The sequence below is a fragment of the Providencia sp. SP181 genome (assembly GCF_050446505.1).
Classification (GTDB): Bacteria; Pseudomonadota; Gammaproteobacteria; order Enterobacterales; family Enterobacteriaceae; genus Providencia; species Providencia vermicola.
This window is the reverse complement of the sequence record NZ_JBBPXM010000001.1, coordinates 397,812-417,498: the sequence shown is the minus strand read 5'-3', so window position 1 is coordinate 417,498 and position 19,687 is coordinate 397,812. Positions and strand designations below refer to the sequence as shown.

Sequence of the window (19,687 nt, the reverse complement as noted above, 5' to 3'; positions counted from 1 at the left end):
TATGGCACTAAACGATAAACAAGAAATGTTTTGTCGTGAGTACCTCGTAGACTTAAACGCTACTCAGGCGGCTATACGTGCGGGGTACAGCGAAAAAACTGCTAACAGAATAGCAGCTCAATTATTGTCAAAACTTGACATTGAAAAACGAATCCAAGAGCTGATGAATAGGCGTAGCGAAAGGCTAGATATCGATGCTGACTACGTGCTTAAGCGTTTAGTCGATATAGACCAAATGGATGTGTTGGATATTCTTCACGATGACGGGGGTATTAAGCCTATTCATGAGTGGCCTAAAGTTTGGCGTACGTCATTAAGTGGCATGGACTTAGCTGAAATGTTTGAGTCCAAAGATGGTGAGCGTGACTTGGTTGGTATCATGAAGAAGATCAAATGGCCTGACAAAGTGAAAAATCTTGAGCTACTTGGTAAGCACGTCAAAGTACAAGCATTCAAAGAACAGATTGAGCAGAAAGTTGAAGCGACACACAACATTATGCCAGTTCCATCATGTACCAATGTGGATGATTGGGAAAAGGCTGCACAGCAGCAACAGGGTGAGGTATTAGGTGGATGAATTACAACGTAGTATGGAAACCCTTACCTGGTTCGCAGTCATTATCATTAAGTTGCCCATGCAATGAAATCCTGTATGAAGGCACGCGAGGTCCTGGTAAAACCGCGGCCCAATTAGCGAGATTTAGGCGCAATGTCGGAGTGGGTTACGGTTCATTTTGGCGCGGTATCATATTTGATACGGAATACAAAAATCTTGCAGATATCATTACTCAATCTAAGCGTATGTATCGGTTGTTTAAAGATGGCGCTCGCTTTCTTGCTTCAGCCTCTGAATTACGTTGGGTATGGCCTACAGGAGAAGAGCTGCTATTCCGATTTGGTAAAGAAGCGGACGATTATTGGGACTATCATGGGCAAGAGTTCCCGTTCATTGGCTTTAACGAATTAACCAAGCAAAAATCAGCCGATTTCTATGAAGCGATGTTCTCTTGTCGTCGGTCATCATTTAGACCGGAAGATTACCCACTTGAAAATGGTGCATTGCTAAAACCGATACCGCTAGAAACATTCAGCACCACCAATCCTTTTGGGATTGGTCATACATGGGTGAAAAAACGATTTATCGAGCCTAAGCCTCGTGGAACGGTGATTCGGGAAACACAAAAAGTATTTAATCCCCAAACTGAGCGCGACGAAGAAATTACATTAACTCGCGTTGCCATTCATGGTTCATTTAAAGAAAACCCATATTTAGATCCCCAATACATCGCCACGCTCATGAGTATTAAAGACCCTAACCGTAAAAAAGCATGGGTAGAAGGCTCTTGGGATGTGACGAGCGGTGGACGGTTTGACCATCTTTGGAACGCAACACACCACGTTATTAAGCCGTTTCGAATTCCAGATAGCTGGACGATTGACCGCTCCCATGACTGGGGGGAGTCAAAACCATTTTCTAACTTATGGTGGGCGCAATCGGATGGAACCGAAGCCTCGTTACCTGATGGTCGTATATTTTGCCCTCCTGCGGGTTCATTAATTTTGATTGGCGAGTGGTATGGGTGCCCGCCTGATGAACTCAACAAAGGGTTGAACATGTCGTCAACTAACGTCGCTAAAGGCATTAAGTGGATTGATGAGCGCTTGGCTGGCTTAGATAGCGTTATCCCTAGCGAAATAATCCAAGACGGTATTACTCAGGGACAAATGAATATTATGCCTAATATCTGTAAAAAGGTGATTAAAGGTCCTGCTGATAACTCGATTTATACCCCTAACGATGACGAGGACTCCATTGCACAAAAAATGGAGGCTCAAGGTGTCGAATGGATGATGGCAAATAAAAACCCTGGCTCCCGTATTAATGGTGCATCACTTTTTGCCGATATGCTCGAGGCCGTGATTGAAGGCAAGAAAAAAGAGTCAGGCATACCAGAAAAGGCGGCATTTTATGTCTTTGACTATTGCCGAGGCTGGATCAGTCGAGTTCCTGTTTTAGTTCGCGACTCTAAAAACCCTGATGATGTAGATACCGAGCAAGAAGATCATGACTGGGATAGCACACGTTATCGCGTTCTCCATAAGCCATATAAACCTACCGGAACAGTAACTAAACTTAGGATATAAATCATGCCTGATATTTCAACTCCCAACCTTGACTATAACGATATGGTTGAGGCTTGGGATATCAACGATGCCTTAATGGGCGGAACGTTGTACATGCGCACATTAGGTGAGCAATACATGCCTAAGTGGCCTAATGAAGAGAACGATTCATATAAGGAAAGGTTAGCGACAGCAACGTTACTTCCCGCTTACGAGGAAACCATTAATCAAAATGTGGGGCGTGTTCTCGCGGCACCTATAGTGTTGAGTGAGGAAACCCCACCAGAAGTGATAGAAATCGCCACCGATGTTGACATGGAGGGGAGCCGCCTTGATGTCTGGGCGCAACAATTTTTCAGTATTTCATTACAGTACGGCTTGGCACATGCTTTGGTTGATTATCCGAGAGCGGATTTAAACGCAGTAAAAACCAAAAGTGATGAAAAGAAACTTGGCGCTAGACCGTATGTAACCATGCTCAATCCTCGACAGGTTATTGGTTGGAAATCCGAAACCAAAGGTGGGAAAACATACTTAACTGAATTGCGAGTGAAAGAAATTATCACGGTGGATGGTGATGACTTCGGTCAAACAAAGGTGGAACAAATACGCCACATTATGCCCCGTCAGGTTGTCATTTACCGTCGAAATAAAGGCAATAACGGTAGCGATGTGTGGGTACCACATGAAGAATGGAAAACGTCACGTGACGATATTCCTCTCGTTACACTTTATACAAAGCGCACTGGGTTTATGCGTGGGTCACCGCCACTACTCAATTTAGCAATCTTGAATATCAAACACTGGCAGAGCCAAAGCGAGCAAGACAATATTTTGCACGTTGCACGGGTCCCTTTACTGGTTGCCTATGGATTGAATGACGGTGCGGAACTCACTATCGGCTCATCATCGGCCACTAAGTTTGACGATAAGACTAAAGCGGGCCTTGAATATGTAGAACACTCTGGGTCTGCAATTGGTGCTGGTAAAGAATCGATTGCCGATTTAGAGCAGCAAATGCGCCAAGCGGGCGCAAAGCTGATTAAGGGTGACAACACATCAACAAAATCTGTCGAGCAAACCAACGAAGAGAAAATGCAGGAAAACTCGCCACTCTACACGATGGCTATTTCGCTTGAGGATGCGCTTGATAACATTTTACAAATCTTTGCTGAATATAAAGGTTTGCCAAGCGGCGGTAATGTGGATGTCAGAACCGAGCTAGAAATCAGTGATAAAGAGATCAACTCGACAGCCGCGCTGGCGGTTCAAGCCTTGCGCCAAGGTGGGGATATTCGTCGTATTGACGCGACTCGCGCATTACAAGCGTTAGGTTTAATTGACCAGGATACTAAGCCAGAAGAGGTTATTGATGAGTTAAAAAATCAAGCCCCCTCATTCATGGAGTAGCGTATGGCGACAGCAAATGACTTTATCCAAAATGGAAGTATTGCTCACGCCATTTGGGTCAGTCGGTACAGCACTGGCGTAGCTAAGCGAATAGTTAACTTACTTAACCAGAGTGATGCTGAGCTAGTGGCTCGGTTGTTGGTGGCGATGGACGGACTAGATGCTAAGAGCTTCACTGTAGAGCGATTAGAAAGCCTGTTGGGTAGTGTGCGAGAAGTCAATAAACAGGCGATTGATTCTATTCAGGCTAGCTTATCTAGTGAAATGTTAGCTTTTGCACAACACGAAGCTGGTTATCAGTTGTCGTTATTTACTACCGCTATCCCTGAGCAAGTTATTAAGCAGGTTTCCCTGCAGAGTATCTCTGCACAACAAGCCTATTCCGCTGCAATGTCTCAACCATTTCAAGGGCGATTATTGAAAGGTTGGATGAAGAACCTTGAAGCAGATCGCATGGCCAGAATATCAAATGTGGTGAGGCAGGGCTTTTTGTTGGGTGATACCACCGAGCAGATAGCCCGAAAGGTACGCGGTCATGCCAATAAAGGCTATCAGGATAGCGCATTGCAATTAAGCCGTTCAAATGCCATTAGCATTACCAAAACGGCATTAGGGCATATGGCATCCGTGAGCCGCGATCATTTTGCTAATGCAAACAGTGATATCGTGAAAGGCAAACGCTGGATATCAACGTTAGATAATCGAACAACCCCCGAATGCCGAATTCGTGATCAGCTCATGTACACAATGGACAACAAACCGATTGGCCATAAAATTCCGTATCTGCAAGGACCAGGGAAACTACATTTTTGTTGCCGTTCGACTGAGGTGCTTGTTTTGAAATCGGCAAAGGAGTTAGGCCTTGATATTCGCGATATTCCTGATAGCTCCAGAGCCAGTATGGATGGACAAATCCCCTCAGAGATTAATTATTCGGATTGGCTGAAAAACCAAAAGTCAGATAGGCAAAATGAAATACTGGGTAAAACTCGCGCCTCACTCATGCGTGACGGTGGCTTATCGTTTGATGAGTTTTATACCGACAAAGGTGAGTATTTATCACTAGAGCAACTTAAACGAATAGACAGTGAAGCGTTTCGTCGCGCTGGGCTGTAAAACCAATTGATTACCAAGACTCCTAACGGGGTCTTTTTTTATACCTGTTATTCGGCGGATACCCATAACGAACGGTCGGATGACCTTTTAAAGCCGGAAGGCGAGGAAGATAAAATGAAGTTAAAAACAATCGAAGTGAATGGCAAAAGCTATGCTGAAATTGATGATAAAGGCTTTCCTATTTATCAGCACGATGATGGTAAAGAAATCGGTTTCGATGCGGCGCAAGCGGTTAGCAAAATTGCTTCATTGAATGGTGAGGCAAAGTCACATCGTGAAGCCAAAGAAGCGGCGGAAGCGAATCTGGCTAAATTCGCGGGTATTGAAGACCCGAAAAAAGCGTTAGAAGCTATTGAGACGTTAACTAAAATCGACCAAAAGAAATTGATTGATGCAGGTGCAGTGGATCAGGTCAGAGCTGATATTACCAAATCATTCCAAGGGCAGCTGGATGAAGCAAACAGCAAGGCTAATACACTCCAAGAGCAGCTTTATAACTCAATGATTGGCGGCAGCTTTGCTGGCTCTAAATTCATCACTGACAAAATGGCCATTCCTGCTGATTTTGTTCAAGCTCGTTTCGGTCAGTCATTCAAAATTGAAGACGGCAATGTCGTAGCCTATGACCCGTCAGGTAACAAAATCTATTCTCGTGCTAAGCCAGGTGAGTTAGCAGGATTTGATGAAGCGTTAGAATTCTTAGTGGAACAGTATCCGCAGAAAGACCACATTTTAAAGGCCTCTGATAACAGCGGCATGGGGTCAAAAGCAAGTCAGCACCAAGCAGGGCAAAAGACAATGAAGCGCTCAGCGTTTGATTCACTTGACCCGTCAGCTAAAAGTGCGGCATTAGCCGATAAAGTAACAATCGTAGATTAACCCTCCTGATGCCTTTCGGATGATGGGCATCGCTAGGTCTGGATAGGCCATCAAAAAATAAATCATATTTAACTCCATAAGGAATAATACATGTCCAATACATTAACAGGGCTTATCCCGACTATTTACACCGCGCTAGACACCGTCTCTCGCGAACAAGTCGGCTTTATCCCTGCAGTATCACGTAACGCAAAAGCGGATGCAGCAGCGAAAGGAACTTCAGTCACAGCGCCAGTCGCACCTGCAGCAACCACAGTAGATATTGAACCAGGTACAACCGCCCCAAATGATGGTGACCAAACAATTGGTAGTGTGGAAGTCAAAATTACCAAATCAAAAATGGCACCTGTCAAATGGAATGGTGAGGAACAACTCGCATTAGGCCCAGCGGGAACCTATAACACAATTCTTGCAGACCAATTCAAGCAGGCATTCCGAGCACTATCCAATGAGGTAGATGCTGACCTTGGCGCACTTTATTACGCAACCTCTCGCGCAGTCGGCAAGGCTGGAACGACACCGTTTGGTGTAGCGGGTGATTTAAGTGATGCTGCAAATGCACGACAAGTTATGAGTGATAACGGGTCACCAACCACTGATTTACAGATGGTGTTGGGTTCTTCTGCAATTGCTAATTTGAGAGGTAAGCAGTCTGTTCTATTTAAAGTGAACGAATCGGGCACTGATGCGCTATTGCGTGAAGGTATTATCGGTCGCTTAGAGGGCTTTAATATCCACGAATCGGCGGGCGTTAAAAAACACGCTTCGACAGCTACGGGTTATTTGGTCAATGGTGAGAAGAAAGAGGGTGATATTCTCATTGCCGTTGATACAGGCACAGGTGGGTTTAAAGCGGGTGATGTTGTCACGTTTGAAAACGATGATCATCAATATGTTGTTGCGGTAGCGACAGCATCAACTATCACCTTAGTGGCTCCTGGTTTACGTCAGGACTTAGCCGATGACACGGTTATTACTGTTCTTGGAACTTACACTGCCAATATGGCCTTTGACCGTAACGCATTCTTGCTAGCAGCACGTACTCCTGCAATGCCTGAAGGTGGCGATACCGCAAATGATGTCATGAATGTGACAGACCCTGTATCAGGTATCACTTTCCAAGTGGCACTTTATCGCCAATACCGCCAAGTGCGTTTTGAAGTTGGTCTGTCATGGGGTGTTGCGCCTGTTAAGGCAGAGCACAGCTGCATTATCTTGGGTTAAATCATAAAGGGGCTCTGGCTCCTTTTTTCTTTGGAGAAATGAATATGGCCAAGGCACCGAATAAAAAAGCGGATGTAGAACAGTCAAATGAAACGCCCGATGAACAGCAAGAAAAAAGCATTGAGCTGGTTGTGATGACTCGGGGTGGTATTGATGCAGATGTTCATCCCAATGAAGTTGAACGCTGGACGAATGAGGGCTGGCAGGCTAAGTAAGGGCATTTCATGGTCGAATATATCACGATTGAGGATGTCGATTTAAAACTGGGGGCTGATTGGACTGATGAGGCTAAAAAGCCTAAATCCGTGCTATCGGCCAACACGTGGCTAACCTCACTGAACCTTCGTGATTTTGGTCATGGTGACATTCCTGATGATATAAAACAAGCAGGCGCTTATGCGGCTGAGGTTGCTTCTAAAGGTAAACTTTACCAGCAATCGGATATGGGGTCGTTGACCAGTAAAAAAGTTGATGCAGATGGAGCCTCAGTATCTAAATCCTATGCGGAGTTGAATTCAGGCAGTACAACACGTTTAGATCCCGATTTGCAACTGGCGTTAGCATTACTTAGCCAATACGGGGTTAACACTCACCAAGTTCGATTGCGTAGGGGGTAATGATGGGACTTCGTGACGAACTACAAGCTGAATTAGCTGCCGTATTTGATGAAGACCTCGCGGACGCTGTCAACGCTTTTGATGGGAAATATATTATCAAGGGCGATGATTGGGACCCCGTAACAGAAACCAGCACTGATACGGTTATTGAGTATTCAGGGCGGGGTGTTTTATCGCGCTATGCGACGTCAAAAATCGATAACGTGAATATCCTCATGGGGGATTTAAAACTTACCGCATTAACCAATGAAGTCACTGGAATACCTCAAGTTAACCACACCATTACGACAAAGGACCTTGTAACTCATGAGTTGAGAGCGTACATCGTTAAATCGGTGGGGACTGACCCAACAGGGGCGACCTACTCTATTCAATTAAGAGGGGGATAATATGGCGAAGCAAAGTTGGTCTATTCCTCCCTCCGCATTTGCGGGGCTTGTTGAGGCCGATGTAAACCGAAAAATGCGAGTTATCGCCATACAGTTACTGACTGAGATTGTGCAACGCTCACCAGTTGATACGGGGCGGTTTCGCAATAACAACGCGGTGAGCATTCAACATCCTGATTACAGCGAAACAGGCTTTACGGGAGGGGCAAAGTTAGAGCGTGGTTCAAGCAGTGGTGTACAGGCGTATTCGATAGGTATTGGTAAAATAGGCGAAGCCAGTCGCGAGCGTTTTCCTGTCATCTATATTCAAAACAATCTTCCCTATGCTTCAAGTCTTGAAAATGGTCATTCTGGTCAAGCGCCAGAGGGTGTTTATCGATTGTCGTTCGAAAGCATAGCACAGGCATACAAATGACATTAACGGAAATTAGAAACGCCATCATTCAACGGATGACGGCGCAGACCGCTATTGCTAAAAACGATGTGAGATATCCCAACGATAAGCCATATGACCCAACGGGGAAATCTATTTGGGCACGTTTGACTATCAAGTATGGCTTATCGGGCACACAAGAAATTGGAAGTGGTCCTGTGGTTCATCGTACCGGCATAGCATTTATTCAATTATTTGTTCCCTTGGAAACAGGCACGCTTTTTATCACTCAAACGGCAGACAAACTGAAAGATTTATTTGAGAACCAAACAGACGGTCAATTGGATTACTTTTCGGTGTCTGCTGATGATGTTGGTGATGAAGGGCATGGCTGGTATCAACTAAATTTATCTATTCCATATCGCGCACTATAGGAGGCTAAATGTCATCAGGTGCTAAGGTCATCACGGCGTTTATCCGTGAGACAACAACGGGTGTCACTCCGACAAGTGGCAAGTGGGATTTATTAACGCGAACAAGTTATGGCGTAAAACCCACACAAAATACGTCTGATAATGACGAAATTGGTGGCTCTCGCATGGCGCAAGGCAAGTCACTCACCACCGTCGACGTAGGCGGCGATATCGGGGCTAAGTTTCGCTATGGGCAACATGATGCATTTTTAGCATCTTGCTTTGGCGCTGAGTGGGTAAGCAATACCTTAACAATGGGCAATGAGCGGATCACTTTCTCATTAGCAACATTTGCCGCTGACATTGGTGTCGCGTCAATTGCTCGCGGTTGTCAGGTTGGCGCAATGCAACTCGAAACGCCTGCGGATGGTGACGTAACAGTCTCGATCACCTTTGCTGGGCTTGGGTTCGACTCGAAAGGTGATGGCACTAAATACCATACTGAACCAGTCGATAATGCGGGCAAATTGCGTTACAGCTTTAAAGAGGTCACTAATCTTAAGCTCAATGGTATTCAAGGTGGTAATGGCTTCTGTGTTGATTCATTTAGCTTGAACTTTGACAACAATATGCAGGTTCAGCGCTGTATTGGTACTGGAACACCCTTTGCGGGGGCGAATATCCCGACCACCTTTACCCCATCAGGCAGCATTACGCTCTCCTGGTCTAAAGCGGCATGGGAAATTTGGAAGAAAACATTAACTGGTGAAACTATCCCGTTTGAGTTCACGCTGCAAAATGCGGAAGGGGGCTATACGTTTTTATTCCCAGCGGTACAGGTTGATGGTGATTGGCCAGATGGTGGCAATACTGACATTATTCAGGTTCAACTCAATATCACTGCTGCAGACACACCGCCAACCATTACACGTATCCCGCCAGTGGTTGAATCGGGTAAGTAATATAACACTTTAAGCCCGTTGATTCGGGCTTTTTATCGCTAAAGGTAAACTAATGCTAATTCTCAATGAAGATTCAAAATTAGAAGTAACAAAATGGATTGAACCGCAAGAAGGCGTGAAATTGCTCGTGGGTTCAATTGAAAATGAAAATTACCGCACAACAAGCGCAACTATCTACCGCCATATTGACCGACTTGATAACAAAATGAACGTAGGCACACCCGAGTTTGACATCACCAAAATTGATATCACTCAAACGCCTGATGATTTATTAATGGCCACAACCGCACGTTATTTGTTGAAAGATTGGCAAGGTGTGGGTGAGCTGAGTGCGAAAGGTAAACAAGTCGCCATTGAATACACGCCTGAGCGTGGGGCGATACTATTAAAACAAAACCCCGAGTTTTACTGGAAAATTCTTAATACCGCAATTGAACTAGGCAAAGAAGAGTCTGAACAAGTAGCCGAAACGGTAAAAAAGCACTAGAGGCTCAGGGGTGGCTAGCTGAGTTCGGCGGTGAACTTGGGGATAAGGCAAGATGGAAGCGAAAGCAACTCGGACTGCCTGACATACCTGCGCCAGAGTTTGGCGGTGTAACGAATGAGCTATTGGTTGCTTATGGCTTAATTTCGCGAGGTCGTCGTTACACAGGAATGTCAGGATGTCCACTTCCACTATCGCTTACTGATATCGATAGATACCTATCTGCAAGGCCAACAGCCATAAGCCGCAAAGAGTTTGATGTAGCTATTTTTGCGCTTGATGATTTATTTCGTGAAGAGTGGGTGAGGGAGCAGGAAAGGGAAGTCAAAAGATAATGCAAATAAAAAATAATATTTATTAGTATTTTGACTTATTCATAAATTAGGTTTATATTTATTAAACTGTATATTTGTACAGTAGTTTGAAACGGATTTTTAATAAAAAAAGGAAATTTTTATGGGTGTACATGCTTCAGATGGCTCAGGATGGAGTTCAGAGAATGATCCATTCGGTGGGAATGATAACAGTGGAAAAGGAACTGGTCCTGAGGGCAATGGTAACGGTGGTAACTCAGGCAGTGGTGGGAACAACTCATCAGTAAATTTTAGCAAAACGCCTGAAAAACAATCAGTCGCTTCCGCCATGTTGATGACTATTCCGTCCCAAATAGCGATAGTTGAGGGGACTTGGGGTATTACAATTAATACGACTGCGCTCACTTCTCCTTTTGCTCGTTTGGCAGGATTGTTGGAGAGTAGCTTACCGATGGCTGGTCGTTTAACTGCCGTTGGTGCTTTACTTTCACCGTCTCCAATTGCTTTAGATACTATTGATCCCGCTTTTCGGGAACATCAGCAACAATTAGCCAATTTAGTCGCTAATCAGAAATTACAAAGTCAAACATATTCATTAACAGCGCTTCCTGTCAGCATCGTGACAGATACGCCCGTTAAAGATATTTCTCGTCAAAAAACAGTGCAGGCTAAGGTTGTGGTTGAACAGGTTGTTTCGCCAGAAAAGAATAAAGTTACGCCCGCAATGACTAAAAACCCTCAGCAAGTCAATGTGGTGCAAGCTAAAAAAACTGGGCGACCAGGTGTGTATTCTGTCGAAATTGCACCAGGGAAGCCGGCATTACAGATTGGCATGACTGATAAAAAGCCGAGTAAATCGTTTAAAACTCCGTCTTATGACAATGTTAAGCCTGAATCGGTTATTCCGAGTGTAACGTCTGAGACATATCAAGGGATTGTTGATTTCGGTGGTGACCATGCTCCCATTTATATCTCCATTTCCAAAAATCTGACTGAGGAAGAAGAAAAAAAACAAGCGGAAACGGCGAAAATTGATTGGGAAATTCATAATCCAATTGAAGCTGCTACTTTAGAGTATGAAGATGCGAAGAAAGCATTGGATGCAGAAGATAAAAATATAGTTGCTCTAAAAAATAAAATTGAACTTGCTAAAAAGGCGATTCCAGCAGCTGAGCTAGCAATTTTAAATGCAGAAAAAGCTGTTAAAGAAGCAGAAAGACAACTTGACTTCTTTGTTACTTATAACCCTCCTCATGAATGGGGGCCTAGCTGGAGTACTGAGGTTAAGAGTTATGAAAAGCATATTAAAAACAAGAATAATGAATTAAATAAAGCCAAAGGGCACTTAACTGCTTTAAATAACACGATTAACAAAGAGCTCCCTATAGCTTTAGAAAAACGAAAAAAAGCTGAGGCTAAAGAGAAAAAAGCAAAGGATAAAAAACAAAAGGAAGAAAAGCGTAAAAAGCCAGGCACAGCTACAGGTAAAGGTAAAAAGGTTGGGGATAAATGGCTTAATGATGCTGGCAAAGAAAATGGTGCCCCTATTCCAGAGCAAGTGGCTAATAAATTACGAGGGAAGAAATTCAACAGCTTTGATGAGTTCAGGAAAGCTATCTGGGATGAAATATCAAAATTTCCAGAGTTGATTAAAAACCTTAGTAAGAATAATAAAACTCTCGTTTCTAAAGGGTATTCACCTTTTGCTAGGAAAAAAGATCAAGTTGGTGGTAGAAAGGTACATGAGTTGCACCATGACAACCCAATTAGTGAAGGGGGAGAAGTCTATGACATGGACAATTTAAGAGTTACTACCCCTAAAAGACATATTGATATCCATAGAGGTAAATAATAATGGAACTAAAAAATAATATTACTGATTATACAGAATCTGAATTTTTAAAGTTTTTAACAATTATTTGTAATGCAGATACAGCAAATGAGGAAGAGCAAATTAAGCTTGTGACTCACTTTGAGAGAGTAACAGAACATCCGAGTGGAAGTGATCTTATTTACTATCCAGAGGATGGCGCCGATGATTCTCCAGTTGGTATTTTAAAGGTTGTCAAAGAGTGGCGAGCTAAAAATGGTAAGCCTGGTTTCAAGAAAGGTTAAAAACTACAGCTAATGGAATAGCTTAATATAAAGCATCAATAATTTAAGGATGAATTGTTGATGCTTATCCTCCTGCCATTTCAGGTAATGAGTTTACTCAACGTCAAAGATAAAGCGGCTGTATTTAAAGACATCCAACTGATGGAGTCAAAAGCTTTAGAATTGATACATAAAAAATAGTGCGGTAATACCCTAGTATTTATGTGCGCTAAACAGGTTTTATTGTGTATGCGTGTATTGTTTTAGTTCCTAAAAATGATCTTTACAACTTAAATGCTTAGAATATACTGTATATAAACACAGTTATATTTGGTGCATCATGAAGCTAGAACTTATCGACTCCGAGTCAATTATCAATATTCCACTTTTCCTAGACCGTGTGCCTGCGGGGTTTCCATCACCTGCGGCTGACTATATGGAAGAGAGGATAAACCTTAACAGTACGCTGATTAAGCATCCTGACAGTACGTACATGTTACGCGTCGAAGGTAATTCGATGATTGATGCAAATATTAACGATGGAGACGTTGTTATTGTCGATAGCGCGTTGGCGGCAAAGGATGGGGATATTGTTATCGCTAGCGTTGATGGTGAATTCACAGTAAAGAGACTGAAGTCTCATCCGCCTATGTTGATGCCAATGAATCCTGAGTATTCGCCGATACTCATCGGAGATTCGCAGGATTTACAGATATTTGGTGTGGTCACATTCATTATTCACAAGGCTCAGTAATGTTTGCCTTAGTTGATGTTAATTCGTTTTATGCAAGCTGCGAGAAAGTATTTAGGCCAGACTTAGCGGGAAAGCCACTAATCGTACTGAGCAACAATGATGGTTGTGTGATTGCTCGTTCTTCTGAAGCCAAAAAACTTGGCGTGAAAATGGGTGAGCTCTACTATGAGCGACGAAGTTATTACCGACAAAACAACATCAACATATTTAGTTCTAACTATGCTTTGTACGCCGACATGAGCAATAGAGTGATGTCTTTGTTATCAATGTATGCCCCGCGCTTAGAGATATATTCGATAGACGAAGCGTTCCTTGATTTCACTGGTATGGCCCATACATTCGACTTAGAAGAGTACGGTCGAGAGATTCAATCAACGATATTGCAGCGAACTCATTTACCCGTGGGTGTTGGAATTGGCCCAACTAAAACACTCGCGAAGATTGCTAACCATGCAGCTAAAACGTGGAAGAAAACGGGCGGTATTGTTGAGCTATCTGATAGAAGTCGGCAGAGAAAATTACTGTCACTTATTCCGATTGAGGAAGTGTGGGGCATTGGTCGTAAAATCTCAACCAAGTTAAGAGTTATGGGTATCTATACTGCTTTAGACTTAGCCAATGCGCCAGTGGCCACAGTACGTAAAACCTTTGGTGTGACACTAGAAAGGACACTCCGAGAGCTTAATGGCGAGTCCTGCATTGAACTTGAAGAAGTCAGGAAAGTGAAGCAGCAAATACTATGTTCTCGCTCGTTCGGTAAGAAAGTTTTAGATATAGAAACTATGCGCAAGGCCGTTTGTGATTACGCAGAACGTGCAGCAGAGAAGCTACGCGAAGAAAAGCAGCGATGCCGAATCATTGGCATGTTTATCCAAACTAGCCGACATGCATCAGGTGAAGATTACGCCAATAGTGCGAGCATCAAGCTTGAATACCATAGCAGCGACACGCGGGACATCATCAATGCTGCCATGCGTGGATTGGATTCCATATGGCGAGACGGTTATCGGTACTACAAGGCAGGGATAATGCTGTCCGACTTCACAGATTCAGATATTACTCAGTTCGACATGTTCTCGACTCAGAAGCCATTTAAGAATGGTGATGAACTGATGAAAACATTAGACGCGATAAACAATAGTGGTCTAGGCAAAGTCTGGTTTGCCGCGAAAGGCGGCGATAGCGGGTACCAGATGAAGCGCGAAATGCTGTCACCTGCGTACACAACAAATTTCGATGAGCTGCCTGTGGTTAAATCTTGACGACGTGTTATTTTTTCGAGTCAGCTCATTGAAATTAACTGGCATATAAGCTAATTTATAGGAATTGAATTAAAGGTTTTGGGAATGCGGAGGCGGCCCCCAGAAATGATCCCGCCTAGTTGGTCACTTCGTCGATTGACTGGAACTCCAACCATGCTGGCTGTGAGGTCGGCATCACTTCTTCCTATCTGGAAGCTTGTATTTGAGATTTACTGCTTTTGTTTCTACCCTTCTAGAGCCCCTTGTAGGGTCATGAAATGTCCAAATATTAAATTTCCGTTCATTGTTCCATGTATCATGAAGCATCGTGTCCCATCCAAGATAACTGGCAACATTATCAGATACAGCGAGCTTAGCTTCGGAAGATGCTTTCCCTTGGTATGCGCACATCACAGAGCCAAGTAAGAAATCAGCAATTTGGATGTGTTCTGATGATTTTGAATCTTTGGTTACAACGGTAGATATGATATTTTTCTTCCCGTGTCTTTTTGCTAGCCTATTATTGCATATAACATGGAATGCTTCGTCCGCCTTCTTGTAGCGAGAAGGGAGTGGGTCGACTTCTATTCTGAACTCACAGTCTCTGTCTGGATGTGCTGAAATGACATTGTTAATTTTAGCGTATATAAGGGTGCCAAAATGCTTCCTCATTGCTAGGTCATAATCCCCATCATGCAATGCTTTATTTACGATTGATTTCTCAATAATAATACAGTGAAATGCTAGCCACGGATGCTTAAAGAAAAAATCAATCAGTTCTGCATGGAACTCTGCATTCTTTTTTGCGTGGGCCTTCTGCCATTTAATTTCATTGAAAAAGCCATGTTTTTCTCTTAACTCTCTAATTAATCGTACAAAGTCACCACGGCGCTGATATTTCATCCATAAGCTGCCAAATCCATAATATTTCTGGCCATCTATTCCTGATTCATCACAGGAAACATGCCAAATTAATTTGCCTGGGTTATTTTCACTAGTTGTCATGTCACCAATCACATGTGCATATGAATTAATCAGTTGATATGACTTAATATTGATCATTTGAGAGTTTATTACAATAAAGATTACTTATGAGTTAGCGTCGCTTCACAGCACTGTGAGTAACCAACATGTATCACCAACCCACTTCGGTGGGTTTTTTATTGCCTGAACTCTGCATCTATTCTAGTATTCGCGTACTTAACTAAAATATGGTGATGTATGAAAAAGGGATTGGTGGTTTTATTTGCGTTCTTAATTACTGGATGTACAGCAGTTTTATCAAATGTCCATGATTTAACCATGGGGGAGTATAAGTATGATGCTAAGCACAGTGACGCTTGGAACATATCTACTGCTGCAAAAAAAGAATCATTTAAAGATGTTAAGGATGAATATATAGCCAAGAATATATCTGGCAATGCAGAATGGAAATGGAAAGACTTAAGTGACAAAGAGCACAATTTAAGTCTTGTCGATTTCTCTTCTGTGATGCCAAGCTATAACGTCGGTTGGTCTAAACAGGATTTTGAAATAGGAGGTCTTTTTGTTTGGGTTCCAAGTGAGTTAGCTGCAAATCCAGAAGATGCAAGAGAATTAGTTGTCGTTACAATGGAAAATGCAGTGAGAAAAGCATATGGTAACGCAAATAATAGATACAAAGATAAAAATAACAAAGATGGTTATGGTGGAGACACTGGCATTATACAGGCTGCAATGAGCGGTACTTATAATCAAACTACAAGATTGGCGGATATATACTTTGACCAATTTGATAAAAATATAATATGTGATATTCCAGATCGGAAAAAACAAGAAAAACGCGAATGCTCAAGTGTGTATATCTCACAAGGTTTTCCTCGAGGAATGTATACAACACCATCATTCTTGCCATCAAATAGCACAGGAAAGAATTATTTATTTACACCTAGGAATGATGACAGAGTGCTACCATCAAGCATAAATATTTATCCAGTCGAAATGCCTACGAGAACAATTGCTAGTGATGTGGTTCTACAAAGAAAAAAAATGATAATCGCACAAAAATTAAGTGAAAATCTACCACCATGGTTTGTTTTTTATTTTGAGCCAATGTATAAATTTGGACTTCCAGCCATGGTAATAAAAGAAGGTAAAACGTACTTCTTTGCCACAGAGTAGCGATTTGGAATTTAAACTAGACCTGCTTCGGCAGGTTTTTTGTTTGCTTCAATTTGCACTCCCGCTGAGCAAACATTACTGAAACTAATTGATGGAATGGTGAGATGAAAGGATACGTAGTTGCTAGCTTGCTAATGATTGCTAGCTTTGGTTTTAATGCACATTCGAGCAATAGTATTAACTCATTAGTAGCAGATGAAAAAAGGTCTAATTATGGTGATTGGGATTTTATTTATGCTGAAAAAATGCGCTATGACTTATGTAAGCTATCAGTGGCGGCTATTTATACATCTGGTGCAATGGAGCATAAATTAACATCAATAAGTAACCTTAAATATACGTATACATTAACAACATGGACACCCAAACATGTAGTCAGGATTGATTGCAACGGATATGGTGGAAATATAATGATATTGACCGCTGATTATATCGCTCAATAGCTAATCTAGCCCGTCCTTGGGCTAATTAGTGCGAAGCTTGTTATTTATCAGGTGTTTTTTGTTTTCTGGCAACAATAAACAATCTAGGGAATGGCATTAAGATATTCCCATCGTGCTGTGCAGGGTAAGAGTTTGTAAGTAAGCGATGATATTTTTCAATAAACTGGCCTTGCGCTGCTTCATCTAGCTTTTCTAGGTATGGTCGAAGCCGAGTGCCTTTAACCCAGTCAATAATTGATGTGATTGATGGCATGACGTGATAATAAGTGGTTCTCCACATATCAATGGCACACCCTGATTTCGATAATAAGTCATAGTAATCATGTGTTGTTAATATAGACTCCCTATCTAGCTCTGATATTTTAAATTCGCTAGCAATTTTGCGCATGTGTGCATGGCTTGGCTCGTTCCAATTATCTGGCATTTGGATAGCCAGCACTCCATTTTCATTTAACTGCGAAGCGAAGTGAGGAATTAGATCTTGATGACCTGATAGCCACTGAAGTGAAGCATTTGCAAAAATAATGTCTTGTTTGTGTAGGGGGTTCCACTCGGACATATCTACATTTTCAAAATAACACTCAGGTAAACTGGCTTGAGCTTCTTTTAGCATTGATTGTGAATTGTCAATACCAGTTATGTGCGCCGATGGGTATGTGTTACGTAGCACTTTTGTTGAGTTACCCGGGCCACACCCTAAGTCAGTGATAAAAACAGCTTGAGGGTGATTAATGTGTTGAATTAGATCTAGTGAAGCACGATTTCTTTCATTTTTGAATTGCAAATAAAGCTTTGGATTCCAATCTGGCATGGGATAACCTCGTTTGAATTGCCCAATAACGAATAGAAGTTAGCACAATTATGGCATAGCGTTAAACAATTGTAGTGCAAGACTAGCCCGTCCTTGGGCTTGTAATCCAGATCACACATCATGCCTCTTGATTGAGGTTTTTTGCTTTGTATAAATTAAAACTTATGAGGTAATTATGAATAAAATCATAATGGATAAACAGAACGGTTTTATCAGCAAAACTGATGCAAATAGTATTGGTATACCACTTGAGGGTGGTGGTGTTTTTATTGAAGACCCACATTTAACGAAAATATTTTCAACTATAACTGCAAGAATCGTGGAATTAGAAACGAAGGTTCAAGAGTTGAGCAAAGAAAAATAAGTCGTGTATTGATTCTTGGTTGATGCGAATATTATAGAAAAGTTAACTCATTTCTATAAGGCACAATATGGATAATGTGAAAAATCTATTAGGGCATTTGTTACACTGTACTGTGCGAATTTATTGTGAAAACACTGATGGCACAACATCAACAGGGACTGGATTTGTATTTGGTTTCGAAAGAAAACAGGGTACATTTTTAACAGTTATAACTAATAGGCATGTGTTAAAAAAATCAAATGAAATCAGAATAACCCTGACAAGACTAAAAGAAAAAGGAAAGCCTGATATTGGAAAGCATAAAGTTATCATCTTTCAGGACGCCAGTGATTACTGGCATGGGCATCCAGATAATGATGTTGATTTAGCTTTGCTTCCATTAGCTCAGGCATTGAATGCCTCAAAAAAAGAAGGAGATGAATTTTTCTTCACAATACTTGAACAAGAATTTATAGCCAAAGACGAATTACTAGAAAGCTTATCTGCATTTGAAGATATAGTGATGATTGGATATCCCAACTCCTTATGGGACAAAATTAATAATCTACCAATTATCAGAAAAGGTATAACAGCGACACACCCGAGAATTAAATACAACGGTAGACCTGAATTTGTAATTGATGCGGCTTGCTTTAATGGTTCTAGTGGATCCCCTGTATTTTTAGCTAATATTGGCAACTATATAGATAAAAATGGAGAGATAGTTTTTGGAAGCAGAGTTGCTCTTTTAGGCATATTGTGGGGAGGGCCTCTTTTTTCCGTAGAAGGTGAGATAATAGATACTGAAATATCAACAGAAGAAACTAAAACAGTAATTAGTAAAACGACAATGAATTTAGGCTATGTTATTCACGCATCAGAAATCTTAGGTTTTGAAAAAATAGTGGATAATATAAGTGAAAATTATTATAAAACTGTGAGCGGAATTGTTGAAAGTATTGAGATTGATAAAAATGATCCTACGCGAATGAGAAGAAACCGCCCATGTGATTGCGGAAGCGGTAAAAAATTTAGACATTGTTGTGGGGCTTTAAAATAGGCATTAGCCAGTTAATTTGCTCCCAATTACGCCAATGATTAGCTACCATTAATTAAAACCAGTAGGAGGTAGCGTGAAGAAAATCTTATTAAGTGCTTTTTTTGTATTAGGTTCATTCCTGTCAATGCCTGCAAATGCAGATGGTGTTGATGATATGAATGAACTTAAAGAATGGATATGTAAAAAACACAGTGATAAAACAGAATGTGAAAAGCTAGTTCATATGGCTATGACTGGAGCATATAGTTACGGAAAGGTATCTAGGTCATGTGACTTATGGATGAAAAATGGACAAGTTCCAGATGATGAGAAAGAATACTGTGAGAATGTAAATCGATTAGATGATTATTTTGGAATTAATACTAAATAATCAATAACCCCTAATGAATTAATCAAATTAACCTCGCTAATAAGCGGGGTTTTTCGTTTTAGCTAACAGCCCTGTCAAATTGACGGGGCTTTCTTTTTTCTAGAGG

Annotated in this window: 25 protein-coding genes; 23 read left to right on the top strand and 2 right to left on the bottom strand. The window is 41.8% G+C overall.

What is annotated here, in order from left to right; translation table 11 throughout:
- Nucleotide 1 precedes the first annotated feature (1 nt).
- The 18 genes from AABS66_RS01975 (at nt 2) to umuC (ending at nt 14,415) form a co-directional block, all read left to right on the top strand.
- Entirely contained in the window at nt 2-577 is a 576-nt protein-coding gene (locus AABS66_RS01975; protein ID WP_273804178.1) for a terminase small subunit, read from the top strand.
- Nucleotides 574-2,145 carry a terminase gene (locus tag AABS66_RS01970; protein WP_430224503.1) on the top strand — a complete coding sequence of 524 codons (1,572 nt, stop codon included), beginning with the start codon at nt 574-576 and terminating at the stop codon, nt 2,143-2,145. Before AABS66_RS01975 ends, AABS66_RS01970 begins: the two co-directional genes overlap by 4 nt.
- Nucleotides 2,146-2,148: 3 nt before the next feature.
- The gene (locus AABS66_RS01965; RefSeq protein ID WP_430224502.1) at nt 2,149-3,534 is read left to right on the top strand and encodes a DUF4055 domain-containing protein; all 1,386 of its coding nucleotides are present in this window, start codon (nt 2,149-2,151) and stop codon (nt 3,532-3,534) included.
- 3 nt (nt 3,535-3,537) lie between these two features.
- On the top strand, nt 3,538-4,650 hold the full coding sequence (locus tag AABS66_RS01960; RefSeq protein WP_430224501.1) for a phage minor head protein: 1,113 nt from the start codon (nt 3,538-3,540) through the stop codon (nt 4,648-4,650).
- A gap of 114 nt (nt 4,651-4,764) precedes the next feature.
- Nucleotides 4,765-5,529 (top strand): DUF6651 domain-containing protein, encoded by a 765-nt coding sequence (locus tag AABS66_RS01955; RefSeq protein WP_430224500.1) that lies wholly within the window; start codon nt 4,765-4,767, stop codon nt 5,527-5,529.
- Nucleotides 5,530-5,619: 90 nt separating this feature from the next.
- A complete protein-coding gene (locus tag AABS66_RS01950) occupies nt 5,620-6,753 on the top strand; it encodes a P22 phage major capsid protein family protein (RefSeq protein ID WP_430224499.1) in 1,134 nt (377 codons plus the stop codon).
- Between the two features lie 44 nt (nt 6,754-6,797).
- The gene (locus tag AABS66_RS01945; RefSeq protein WP_404460684.1) at nt 6,798-6,968 is read left to right on the top strand and encodes a hypothetical protein; all 171 of its coding nucleotides are present in this window, start codon (nt 6,798-6,800) and stop codon (nt 6,966-6,968) included.
- A gap of 9 nt (nt 6,969-6,977) precedes the next feature.
- Nucleotides 6,978-7,370: a protein singed gene (locus AABS66_RS01940; RefSeq protein WP_430224498.1), complete on the top strand. Its 393-nt coding sequence runs from the start codon at nt 6,978-6,980 to the stop codon at nt 7,368-7,370.
- 2 nt (nt 7,371-7,372) lie between these two features.
- On the top strand, nt 7,373-7,759 hold the full coding sequence (locus AABS66_RS01935) for a glutamate 5-kinase (protein WP_430224567.1): 387 nt from the start codon (nt 7,373-7,375) through the stop codon (nt 7,757-7,759).
- A gap of 1 nt (nt 7,760) precedes the next feature.
- Nucleotides 7,761-8,174 carry an HK97 gp10 family phage protein gene (locus tag AABS66_RS01930; RefSeq protein WP_430224497.1) on the top strand — a complete coding sequence of 138 codons (414 nt, stop codon included), beginning with the start codon at nt 7,761-7,763 and terminating at the stop codon, nt 8,172-8,174.
- The gene (locus AABS66_RS01925) at nt 8,171-8,566 is read left to right on the top strand and encodes a phage tail terminator-like protein (RefSeq protein WP_430224496.1); all 396 of its coding nucleotides are present in this window, start codon (nt 8,171-8,173) and stop codon (nt 8,564-8,566) included. Before AABS66_RS01930 ends, AABS66_RS01925 begins: the two co-directional genes overlap by 4 nt.
- 8 nt (nt 8,567-8,574) lie before the next feature.
- Entirely contained in the window at nt 8,575-9,507 is a 933-nt protein-coding gene (locus tag AABS66_RS01920) for a phage tail tube protein (protein ID WP_430224495.1), read from the top strand.
- Nucleotides 9,508-9,559: 52 nt separating this feature from the next.
- The gene (locus tag AABS66_RS01915) at nt 9,560-9,994 is read left to right on the top strand and encodes a hypothetical protein (RefSeq protein WP_404460670.1); all 435 of its coding nucleotides are present in this window, start codon (nt 9,560-9,562) and stop codon (nt 9,992-9,994) included.
- A gap of 167 nt (nt 9,995-10,161) precedes the next feature.
- Nucleotides 10,162-10,326: a hypothetical protein gene (locus tag AABS66_RS01910; protein WP_430224494.1), complete on the top strand. Its 165-nt coding sequence runs from the start codon at nt 10,162-10,164 to the stop codon at nt 10,324-10,326.
- 121 nt (nt 10,327-10,447) lie between these two features.
- Nucleotides 10,448-12,157, top strand: coding sequence for a colicin-like bacteriocin tRNase domain-containing protein (locus AABS66_RS01905; protein WP_430224493.1), 1,710 nt, complete (start codon nt 10,448-10,450; stop codon nt 12,155-12,157).
- Between the two features lie 2 nt (nt 12,158-12,159).
- Nucleotides 12,160-12,420: a bacteriocin immunity protein gene (locus AABS66_RS01900; protein ID WP_430224492.1), complete on the top strand. Its 261-nt coding sequence runs from the start codon at nt 12,160-12,162 to the stop codon at nt 12,418-12,420.
- 319 nt (nt 12,421-12,739) lie between these two features.
- The gene (gene umuD / locus AABS66_RS01895; protein ID WP_430224491.1) at nt 12,740-13,153 is read left to right on the top strand and encodes a translesion error-prone DNA polymerase V autoproteolytic subunit; all 414 of its coding nucleotides are present in this window, start codon (nt 12,740-12,742) and stop codon (nt 13,151-13,153) included.
- A complete protein-coding gene (umuC, locus tag AABS66_RS01890; protein ID WP_430224490.1) occupies nt 13,153-14,415 on the top strand; it encodes a translesion error-prone DNA polymerase V subunit UmuC in 1,263 nt (420 codons plus the stop codon). The genes umuD and umuC overlap by 1 nt, the downstream gene beginning before the upstream one ends.
- Nucleotides 14,416-14,589: 174 nt before the next feature.
- On the opposite strand, the gene AABS66_RS01885 is transcribed toward umuC, so the two are convergent.
- Nucleotides 14,590-15,399 carry a DUF3800 domain-containing protein gene (locus AABS66_RS01885; protein ID WP_404460652.1) on the bottom strand — a complete coding sequence of 270 codons (810 nt, stop codon included), beginning with the start codon at nt 15,397-15,399 and terminating at the stop codon, nt 14,590-14,592.
- A 216-nt stretch (nt 15,400-15,615) separates the two neighbouring features.
- On the opposite strand from AABS66_RS01885, the gene AABS66_RS01880 reads away from it, so the two are divergent.
- Nucleotides 15,616-16,554, top strand: a complete 939-nt coding sequence (locus AABS66_RS01880) for a hypothetical protein (RefSeq protein ID WP_430224489.1) — start codon at nt 15,616-15,618, stop codon at nt 16,552-16,554.
- Nucleotides 16,555-16,658: 104 nt separating this feature from the next.
- Nucleotides 16,659-16,997, top strand: coding sequence for a hypothetical protein (locus tag AABS66_RS01875; protein WP_430224488.1), 339 nt, complete (start codon nt 16,659-16,661; stop codon nt 16,995-16,997).
- A 40-nt stretch (nt 16,998-17,037) separates the two neighbouring features.
- Here the strand turns inward: AABS66_RS01875 and tam are convergent, their stop codons facing one another.
- Nucleotides 17,038-17,808: a trans-aconitate 2-methyltransferase gene (gene tam, locus AABS66_RS01870; protein ID WP_430224487.1), complete on the bottom strand. Its 771-nt coding sequence runs from the start codon at nt 17,806-17,808 to the stop codon at nt 17,038-17,040.
- Between the two features lie 175 nt (nt 17,809-17,983).
- On the opposite strand from tam, the gene AABS66_RS01865 reads away from it, so the two are divergent.
- From AABS66_RS01865 to AABS66_RS01855, 3 genes are all read left to right on the top strand, one after another.
- The gene (locus tag AABS66_RS01865; RefSeq protein ID WP_319867924.1) at nt 17,984-18,172 is read left to right on the top strand and encodes a hypothetical protein; all 189 of its coding nucleotides are present in this window, start codon (nt 17,984-17,986) and stop codon (nt 18,170-18,172) included.
- A 67-nt stretch (nt 18,173-18,239) separates the two neighbouring features.
- Nucleotides 18,240-19,211: a trypsin-like peptidase domain-containing protein gene (locus tag AABS66_RS01860; RefSeq protein WP_430224486.1), complete on the top strand. Its 972-nt coding sequence runs from the start codon at nt 18,240-18,242 to the stop codon at nt 19,209-19,211.
- A 73-nt stretch (nt 19,212-19,284) separates the two neighbouring features.
- The gene (locus AABS66_RS01855) at nt 19,285-19,581 is read left to right on the top strand and encodes a hypothetical protein (RefSeq protein ID WP_430224485.1); all 297 of its coding nucleotides are present in this window, start codon (nt 19,285-19,287) and stop codon (nt 19,579-19,581) included.
- Nucleotides 19,582-19,687: the final 106 nt, after the last annotated feature.